General features: G+C 65.6%; 7 protein-coding genes. 1 reads left to right on the top strand and 6 read right to left on the bottom strand.

Going from position 1 to position 8,897, the window contains the following annotated elements; genetic code table 11:
- Positions 1-2,061: efflux RND transporter permease subunit (locus ACRCSW_RS23025; RefSeq protein WP_438707983.1), on the top strand; the 2,061-nt coding region annotated here is incomplete at its 5' end.
- A 119-nt stretch (positions 2,062-2,180) separates the two neighbouring features.
- Here the strand turns inward: ACRCSW_RS23025 and ACRCSW_RS23020 are convergent.
- From ACRCSW_RS23020 to ACRCSW_RS22995, 6 genes are all read right to left on the bottom strand, one after another.
- On the bottom strand, positions 2,181-3,884 hold the full coding sequence (locus tag ACRCSW_RS23020) for a hydantoinase B/oxoprolinase family protein (protein WP_438707982.1): 1,704 nt from the start codon (positions 3,882-3,884) through the stop codon (positions 2,181-2,183).
- Positions 3,881-5,899, bottom strand: a complete 2,019-nt coding sequence (locus ACRCSW_RS23015; RefSeq protein WP_438707981.1) for a hydantoinase/oxoprolinase family protein — start codon at positions 5,897-5,899, stop codon at positions 3,881-3,883. The genes ACRCSW_RS23020 and ACRCSW_RS23015 overlap by 4 nt, the downstream gene beginning before the upstream one ends.
- Positions 5,900-6,598 (bottom strand): ABC transporter ATP-binding protein, encoded by a 699-nt coding sequence (locus tag ACRCSW_RS23010; protein WP_438707980.1) that lies wholly within the window; start codon positions 6,596-6,598, stop codon positions 5,900-5,902.
- Positions 6,588-7,292, bottom strand: coding sequence for an ABC transporter ATP-binding protein (locus ACRCSW_RS23005; protein WP_438707979.1), 705 nt, complete (start codon positions 7,290-7,292; stop codon positions 6,588-6,590). Before ACRCSW_RS23005 ends, ACRCSW_RS23010 begins: the two co-directional genes overlap by 11 nt.
- Positions 7,280-8,212: a branched-chain amino acid ABC transporter permease gene (locus tag ACRCSW_RS23000; RefSeq protein ID WP_438707978.1), complete on the bottom strand. Its 933-nt coding sequence runs from the start codon at positions 8,210-8,212 to the stop codon at positions 7,280-7,282. Before ACRCSW_RS23000 ends, ACRCSW_RS23005 begins: the two co-directional genes overlap by 13 nt.
- Positions 8,209-8,897 (bottom strand): branched-chain amino acid ABC transporter permease (locus tag ACRCSW_RS22995; RefSeq protein ID WP_438707977.1); only part of this gene is annotated, 689 nt, incomplete at its 5' end. The genes ACRCSW_RS23000 and ACRCSW_RS22995, both read right to left, overlap by 4 nt.

Genomic DNA, 8,897 nt, shown 5'->3' with positions numbered 1-8,897 from the left:
ATCGAGGCTGCCGACGAAATCGGCCTGGCGGTGATTGCCACAACCTTCACCATCGTCGCGGTCTTCGTCCCGGTGTCTTTCATGCCCGGCATTCCGGGCCAGTACTTCATACAATTCGGCCTTACGGTGGCCGTGGCGGTGCTGTTCTCGCTTTTGGTGGCCCGCCTTATCACACCCATGATGGCGGCCTACCTGATGCGCGCGTCGGATGCCGTCGGCCATGGCGACCACCACAAGGACGGGCTCTTCATGCGGGGCTACCTCTGGCTGGTCCGCTCGACGACGAAGGTCCGCCGCTCCGCCGGCCGCCGGTGGCTGGCGCTGCCGACCTATTACCTGACGGTCTTCGTGGCCATCATCGTCGTGTACTTTTCGGTCAACGCCATGCTTCAGGTGCCCGGCAGCCTCTTTCCGCCGGAAGACGAAAGCCGGATCATCGTGTCGGTCGAATTGCCGCCGGGATCGACCCTTGATGACACCGCCGCCACGACCGATGCCATGCGCAATATCGTCAAGGACATCGACGGGGTGAAATCTGTCATCGTCATCGGCGGCTCGACCCCGCTTGGCGACCGTGACATCCGCCGTGCCACGTTCACAATCATCCTCGACCGGCTGGACAACGGGCTGCAGCGCAAGCTGATCGACCTTGGTAGTGCGATGCCTCTGGTCGGCGAGCTGATCCCCGAGATTCCGTCCGAAGGCCGCCTGCGGCCGCAGGTCGAGATCGAGTCGGAGGTCTTCGCGGCGCTAAGAGCGGTTCCGGATGTCCGGGCCTTCAAGGTCGGCGGGCCGGGCGGCGGCTCGCGGCCGTTCTCCTATGATATCCTGTCGATCGACGAGAACGATCTCGACCTGGCGGTCCGCAAGATCGAAGAGGCCCTGCGCGAGGAACCGATGTTCCTCAACCCCTCGACCGAGGCTGCCCTGCCGCGCCCCGAAATCCAGATCACACCCAAGGCCGACGAGGCCGCGCGTCTGGGCGTGACGGCGCAGCAGATCGCCGCAGTGGTACGGGTGGCAACCATCGGCGACGTGTCTGCGGCCCTGGGGAAGCTTTCGATCGACAACCGCCTGGTGCCGATCCGGGTGCAGCTTGACGAAGCCTCTCGCGACAACCTGGCCCGGATTTCGGCGTTGAAGGTGACGACGGCGGTCGGCCCGGTGCCGCTTTCGGCAGTGGCCGACGTCGAGGTCGCCGAGGGGCCATCGGTGGTCAAGCGCCTCAGCCGTCAGCGGGTCGCAACGGTTGGTGCCGACATCGCGCCCGGCTTTGTGCTTGACGAGGCGACCGCCCGCTTCACCGAGCTTCTGCCGACGCTGGACCTTCCGGCCTCGGTCGTCGTCACGCCGTCTGGCGATGCCGAAGTCCAGGCCGAGCTGCTGGGCAGCTTCGTGAACGCGATGGTGATGGGCGTCCTTCTGATGATGTTCGTGCTGATCCTCTTGTTCCATTCGGTCCTGCAGCCCCTGACCATCATCCTGTCGCTACTCCTGTCCGTGGGCGGGGTCGCGGCGGCGCTGATCCTGACGCAGAACCCGCTTTCGATGCCTGTGCTGATCGGTATCCTGATGCTGATGGGGATCGTGGCAAAGAACGCGATCCTGCTCATCGACTTCGCCATCGAGATGCAGGCGCGCGGCATGAAACGGATCGAGGCGGTGATCGAAGCCGGGCACAAGCGCGCCCAGCCGATCGTGATGACGTCGATCGCGATGTCGGCAGGCATGCTGCCCTCGGCGCTTGGTGTCGGCGAGGGTGGGGCGTTCCGGGCACCCATGGCCATCGCGGTGATCGGCGGGATCATCGTGTCGACCGTCCTCAGCCTGGTCGTCGTGCCATCGATGTATCTGGTGATGGATGACGTGTCCCGCGGCGTAACCTGGGTGCTGAGCCGCTTCATCGGCAAGAAAGAGGTCGAGCCGGTGGCTCCGGACCCGCTGGTTCTGGCCGACAACGTCTCGCGGAATCAGGTCGATGTCGCGCTGTTGCAGGGCCGGATTTCGGTGCTGGAGGCCGCGCTCAACCGACGCGAGCCGAAGCCGCACGCGGCCGAGTAGATCGGGGGGACCGGGGTGGCGGTCGATTTCATGCTGCCGAGGGAGATCGCGGCCTGAACTTGGGCACGGTGCCCAGGGCCTGCTCATCACGGGATTCCAATGGGTTAGCTGGGGGTCGTTCAGGGTTTGTTAGGATTTGACGCGTTCGGACGAGGCCATAGGGCCTCCGCATCCGCCGCATCATATCTGCCCAGCCGGACATCCTCGGCCACTAGCCCCGGATCGCGCTTGGCGGGGTCACCATAGCCCCCTCCACCCGGTGTTCTGACCCGAACCCGGTCCCCCGGCTTCAGCGCTATGTCCTGCGCCTTCGACAGATGCTCCGGCACCATTGTGACGCCATTGCGGATCACCTCGACCCGGTTAACCGCGCCGTCCTGCCCCCCGAGCGCACCCTGCGGTCCGACGCGGCCATGATCCATGACGAAACTTGCCCGCGCGTCCCCGCGCAGGAGCTCGATTTCATAGTCAAGGCCGAAGCCGCCGCGGAACTGCCCTGCCCCGCCGGATCCTTCGTGGAGCGCGTAACGGCAGTAAAGCACGGGGTAACTCTGCTCCATGATCTCGACGGGTGGAGCCTTTGAGATGCCAATCGTCGAGCACCCGTTGGATATCCCGTCGCCACCGGCAAAGCCGCCGTATCCACCCCCGGAAATCTGGTACATGACGTAGTCCCGCCCCTTCTCCGGATCGTGCCCGCCAAGCCCGAAGTTGCCTGAGGTCCCGGCGGGGGCTGCGGTCACAGGGGTTGGCAGCGCCTGGACCAAGGCCGCGAAGACTGCCTCGGCGATCCGCTGGCTGACTTCGGCGGCACAGCCGGACACAGGGCGCGGGTACTGTGCGTCGAGAAATGTTCCTTCGATGCCAGTGACTTCCAGCGGCTCGAAGGCGCCCGCCGAGATGGGCACCTCCGGGAAGATGTGCCGCATCGCCAGATAGACCGCTGACAGTGTCGTCGCCCGGACCGAGTTCATCGGCCCCATGCAGGGCGGCGAAGACTCCGAGAAATCGAACCTGAGCGCGCCGTCAGATTTGGTGACCGACAGCGCAATCGTCAGCGGCTGGTTCACCACCCCATCGCTGTCGACAATCGCCGTCGAGCGATAGGTCCCGTCCGGGATCAGCCCGATCATCGCCCGCATCTGCTTGGCCGCCAGCCGCCGCATCTCGGCAATCGCTTCGACGACCGTCGCATCCCCGTACCGGTCCAGCAGTGCGGCAAGCCTTTCGGCCCCCACGAGCAACGCCGAGGCCTGCGCCTTCACATCGCCAATTCGCTGTTCCGAAACGCGAATGTTGGAACAGATGATCTGGTAGATTTCCTGATCCAGCGCGCCTTTCTTGAAGAGTTTCACCGGCGGCAAGCGTAGCCCTTCCTGCTCGGCTGAGATCGCACTGGCTGAAAACCCGCCCGGCACCGCCCCACCGGTATCGGGCCAGTGGCCGGTGTTCGAGAGCCAGCAGAAGATATCGCCCCCCCGCCAGACCGGCATCGCGAAGCGGACGTCCATCAGATGCGTGCCACCGAGATACGGGTCGTTGACGATGTAGATGTCCCCCGGCTCCGGCGCCGCGGTGATGCCTGTCCGGATGCGCTCCAGGATCGTGCGGGTGGAGAACTGCATCACTCCAACAAAGACCGGTAAGCCTTTGGAACCCTGGGCAATCAGGCTTCCGTCGGTGGCGGAATAGATGCCATCAGACCGGTCGTCCGCTTCGGCAATGACCGGGCTAAACGCCGCGCGGGAGAAGGTGAGGTCCATCTCGTCGCAGACCTGCTGGAGGCCCGCCTGGATGACCGCAAGGGTGACGGGGTCGATCATGCGGTGACCTTTACGATCAGGTTGCCATCTGGGTCCGAGGTGACCCGCGCGCCGGGATCGATCACGATGGTTGTGTCCATTTGCTCAATGATCGCAGGGCCTTGCAGGTCAATGTTCAACGGCAAGTGGTCACGCCAGTAGACCGGCGTGTCGTGCCAGCCGTCGAACCAGACTTTGCGGATTGAGCTCGCCTCGGCCACGGCTTTGCGTCCGGCTGGGTCGATCAATCGGGAGAGGTCCAGCGCCGGGCGTTCGCCGATGACCGAGCAGTTGAGGTTCACGAGGTTGGCCCGGATCGTCGGAAGGTCCACCCGGAAGCGGGCGTGATAGGCGGCCTCAAAACGGCTTTGCAGCTCTTCGCGGCTGGGGGTTGCCGAGGGCAGCGGGACCCGCAGAAGATGGGTCTGGCCGACGAACTGCATATCGGCCGAGAACTCGGCGCGGGTGGCAGTCAGGGCGATCTTCTCGGCCCCGACGAGACGGCGGCCCGCTGCTTCTTGGGCCGCAAGGATGCCGTGGACATCTGCCATGTCCGCCACGTCCAGCGGGCTGTTCAGGGTGCGGACAAAGTCGTGCCGAAGGTCGGCGACGACGCAGCCAAGCGCATTGGTGATGCCGGGGCGGGCGGGGATCAAGACCTTGGGAACGCTCAGTTCTTTGGCCAGGGCTACGGCATGCAATGGCCCGGCTCCTCCGAAGGCGAAGAGGGCAAAGTCGCGCGGATCGGCGCCGAGCGAGATCGAGACCATCCGGATCGCGCCCGCCATATGGGTGTTGGCGATACGGATGACTGCTTCGGCCGCCGCCTCGACGCTCAGGCCCAGAGGGGTGGCGATCTGGTCGCGCATCGCCAGGTGCGCGGCTTGGGCCGCTTGGCCGAAGCGGGAGGCTGGAAGTCGGCCGAGGATAAGGTTGGCGTCCGAAATCGTGATCCGAGTGCCGCCCTGTCCATAACAGACAGGCCCCGGCGTTGACCCTGCGCTTTCGGGGCCAACCCGCAGCATCCCGCCGGCGTCGATCCGGGCAATCGAGCCGCCGCCTGCCCCGACTGTCCGCACGTCGACCATGGGAACGTGGATCGGCATGGCATATTCGACCTCGATCTCGTTCGAGACCGGGGCGACCCCGCCCCTGATCATCGCCACGTCGGTCGAGGTGCCACCCATGTCATAGGTCAGAAGGTTCGGCATTCCGGCGCGCCTGCCGGTGGCCACGGCAGCCATCACGCCCGAGGCGGGGCCGGACATCACGGTCTTGACCGCCTCACGCGCGACGTCGCGGGCGGCGACCATGCCGCCGTTGCCGTTCATGACGAGGAGGTCGCGGGCGTAGCCCTTTTCCTGCAGTCGGTCCGCCAGTCGTGCGACGTAGCGTTCCAGAAGTGGCTGGACCGAAGCATTGACCGCGGCGGTCACGCCGCGTTCGTACTCGCGGCTTTCCGATAGAAGTGCGTGGCCCAAGGTGATGTAATCATTGGGCCAAAGGCTTCTGGCGATCTCTCTGGCCCGGAGTTCGTGGGCGGGGTTCGCATAGGCGTGGAGGAAGTGGATGACGAGGCTTTCGCAGCCTTGCTCCTTAAGGTGCGTGACTGCGGCGCGGATTGCGGTTTCGTCCAGGGGGGTCAGGACCCGGCCCTTGGCATCCATCCGCTCGGGCACCTCCAACCGCAGGTCGCGGGGGATGATGGGCGTGAAGTGGCCATGCATGCCATAGGCTTGAGGGCGGGTGCGGCGGCCCAGCTCTAGCACGTCGCGGAAGCCTTGGGTGGTGATGAGGCCGGTCTTTGCAAGCTGGCGTTCAAGGACAGCGTTCGTTGTGGTCGTGGTGCCGTGGACGATGAGGTCGATCGCGGCGAGGTCGGCCTCCGCGGCCTCGAACGCGGCCAGCACGCCGCCCGACTGGTTGGGCAGAGTGGTCGGCACCTTGGCAAGCCGGACAGCGCCGCTTGTGGGGTCGAAGATCACCAGATCGGTGAAGGTGCCGCCCACATCGACGCCCGCAACAAGGCCTGTCATTCATACCCCCACATAAGTCCGGAAGACCGGGTCATCTTTGGTCAGGCCTTTGGCATCCCTTGTCTCCTCCACCCGCCCCGCCAGCATGAAGGCCACGCGGTCGGCAAGTTTCAGGACCGCGTCCACCCGCTGTTCGACCAGAACCACGGCGACGCCCTGCGCTTTCAGCGTCACGACCGCCTCCTGGATCAGCGCGATCATCGAGGGCTGGAGGCCTTCGGTCGGCTCGTCGAGAAGCAGGACGCGGGGGGCGAGGCAAAGGGCGCGGGCGATGGCGAGCATCTGCTGTTCGCCGCCGGAGAGGGTGGAGGCGGTCTGGGTGAGGCGTTCGCGGAGGCGGGGGAAGAGGGTCAGGACTTGGGTTAGGGTGTTTCCGTCATTGCCCTGGACCAGGCCGCCGACGGCAAGGTTTTCAGCAACCGTCAGGGGTCCGAAGAGGCGGCGGCCTTGCGGGACCCAGGCGAGGCCGCGTTTTGGTACTTCGTGGGCGGGAAGGCCGTGGAGGGGGGCGCCGTTCAGCTGGATGGTGCCTTTGGCGGCGGGGACGATGCCCATGAGGCATTTGAGGAAGGTCGACTTGCCCACCCCGTTCCGGCCCATGAGGCAAGTGATCTGACCTGCCTCGGCGCGGAAATCGACACCGTTCAGGACGGCGACGGGGCCGTAGCCGGCGGTCAGGGCTTTGACCTCAAGCGCCAAGATAGGCCTCCTGCACCAGGGGGTTGGCGCGGATCTCGGGGGGCGTGCCGGTGGCCAGGACCTTGCCGAAGTTCAGGACGGTGATGTGGGTGGCGATGTCCATCACCACCTCCATGTTGTGCTCGATGAGGAGGACGGTGGTTGCGGGGACAAGGCTTTCGACGAGGGTCTTGAAGCTTTCGATTTCGCTGGCGGCGAGGCCCTGGGTGGGTTCGTCGAGGATGAGAAGGCGGGGGTTGAGGGCGAGGCCCATGGCAAGCTCGAGAAGGCGCTGGTGGCCATAAGCAAGGGTCTGGGCCTCCTGATCCTCAAGCGTTTCCAGCCCTACACGGGCGAGAGCGGAGCGGGTTTTCGCGGGCAGGTCCTTGGCGCCGTGGGACTGGACGGCGAGCGCGACGTTGTCGAAGACCGAAAGGCGCGGGAAAATGCTGGTGATCTGGAAGGTATAGGCGATGCCCCTGCGGACGCGGGCATGGGCGGGGAGGTGGGTGATGTCCTCTCCGTTCAGCCGGATCGTGCCCGACTGCGGCAAGCGACGGCCGGAGAGGAGGCTGACGAAGGTGGTCTTGCCTGCGCCGTTCGGGCCGATAAGTGCGTGGATTTCGCCGGGGTTCAGGGTGAAGTCGACGCCGTCGACCGCTTTCAGGCCGCCGAAGTGGAGCGTGAGGCCGCGCGTCTCGATCAGGGGAGCCATCGGGCCCACCTTTCCCGGACAGTGCCGAGGATGCCTTTCGGTGCAAAGAGGATCAGGGCGACAAGGGCGGCGCCGACGATGAACTGGTGGGCGGAGGTAAGGCCGGTTGCGGCCTCGATCAGCGCGAACATCAGAAGCGCGCCGAGGAAGGGGCCGAGGGTGGTGCCTGCTCCACCGAGGAGGACGTAGAGCATGGGGAGGATGGAGTACTGGATGGTGGCGAAGCTCGCGCCCGCATAGCCGAAGAGGAGGGCATAGGCGGCCCCCGCGCCGCCAGCGTAGAGGCCGGAGATGGTGAGGCTTGCGAGTTTCACGGTGAAGGGGTTGTAGCCGAGCATGCGGGATCGCTCCTCATTCTCGCGCATCGCGACCATAGTGCGGCCGAAGGGAGAGCGGACGAGAGCGAGGCTGATGAGGAGGCCCGTCGTGAAAAGCGCAAGGGCGGCTAGGAAGCGGGGGGTGTCTGTCGATAGGTCGAAGCCCGCGAAGGTCCGGCTTGCGGCGGGGATGGTAAAGCCTTCGTCACCACCTGTCGTGGCACCAAAGTAGAGGATGGTCAGATAGCCCGCTTGCGCGAACATCAGCGTGACGATCATGAAGCTGACGCCTGCGGTGCGGAGCGCAAGAAGGCCCACGGCGGCGGCCATCAGCCCCCCGGCTGCGATGCCCAGGATGAGGCCCGGTCCGGCGGAAAGGCCCCAAAGCTGGGCGGGAAGGCTTGCGGCATACATTCCGGCGGCAAAAAGCAGCGCGTGGCCGAGGCTGAGAAGGCCCGTGTAGCCGAAGGCCAAGTTGTAGCCCATGGCGAAGACCGCCAGCACCATGATTCGGGCAAGGTTTGTCGTGTGATAGGGCGAAAGCCAGAACTGGGCCGAGAACAGGACGGCGATCAGCGCGAGGTGCAGGACCCAGACCCTCACGCCTTCGCCCCGAACAGGCCCTGCGGGCGGAAGACCAGGACCATGGCGACAAGAAGCGTGGCGAGGATTTTCGCCAGCGTCGGCGAGAAGAACATGCTGATCACGCCGTCCGAGAGGCCGATGATCAGGGCGGCGATGAGGGTGCCGCGAAGGCTCCCCAGCCCGCCGATGATCACGACGATGAACGACAGGAGCAGCGGATCGCCCCCCATCAGGTAATGCGCCTGCTGGATCGGGACGATCAGCACTCCGGCGAGTGCGGCCAGCCCCGCGCCTAGCGCAAAGGTGCCCATGTAGACGCGGTCGACATTGATGCCGAAGGCGCGGGCCGTTGTGCGGTCGACCTGCGTGGCGCGCATGATGAGGCCAGCCTTGGTCCGGGTCATGAAGGCCCAGAGGGCGAGAAGGACGAGGGCGGCTGCGAGGACGACGAAGAGCTTGTAGCCGGAATAGCCGAACCACGGCAGCTGGATGCGCCATTCGAAGGGAGCTTGGACCGGGTTGGCGTTCGGGCCGTAGAAGCTGAGCGTCGCCTGCTGGATCATGTAGAGAAGGCCGATGGTGGCGACGATGGTCGCCTCGGGGTCGTAGTTCAGCCGCTTCAGGATCAGGCCATCGGCTGCGGCTGCGAGCGCGCCGACGAGAAGCGGGGCGATGACCAGTGCCGCGACGAAGGCCAGGGCTG

The organism is Tabrizicola sp., assembly GCF_051645465.1.
Taxonomy (GTDB): domain Bacteria; phylum Pseudomonadota; class Alphaproteobacteria; order Rhodobacterales; family Rhodobacteraceae; genus Tabrizicola.
Note: the sequence above shows the minus strand (reverse complement) of the source record. Positions and strands in the feature narration are given on the sequence as shown.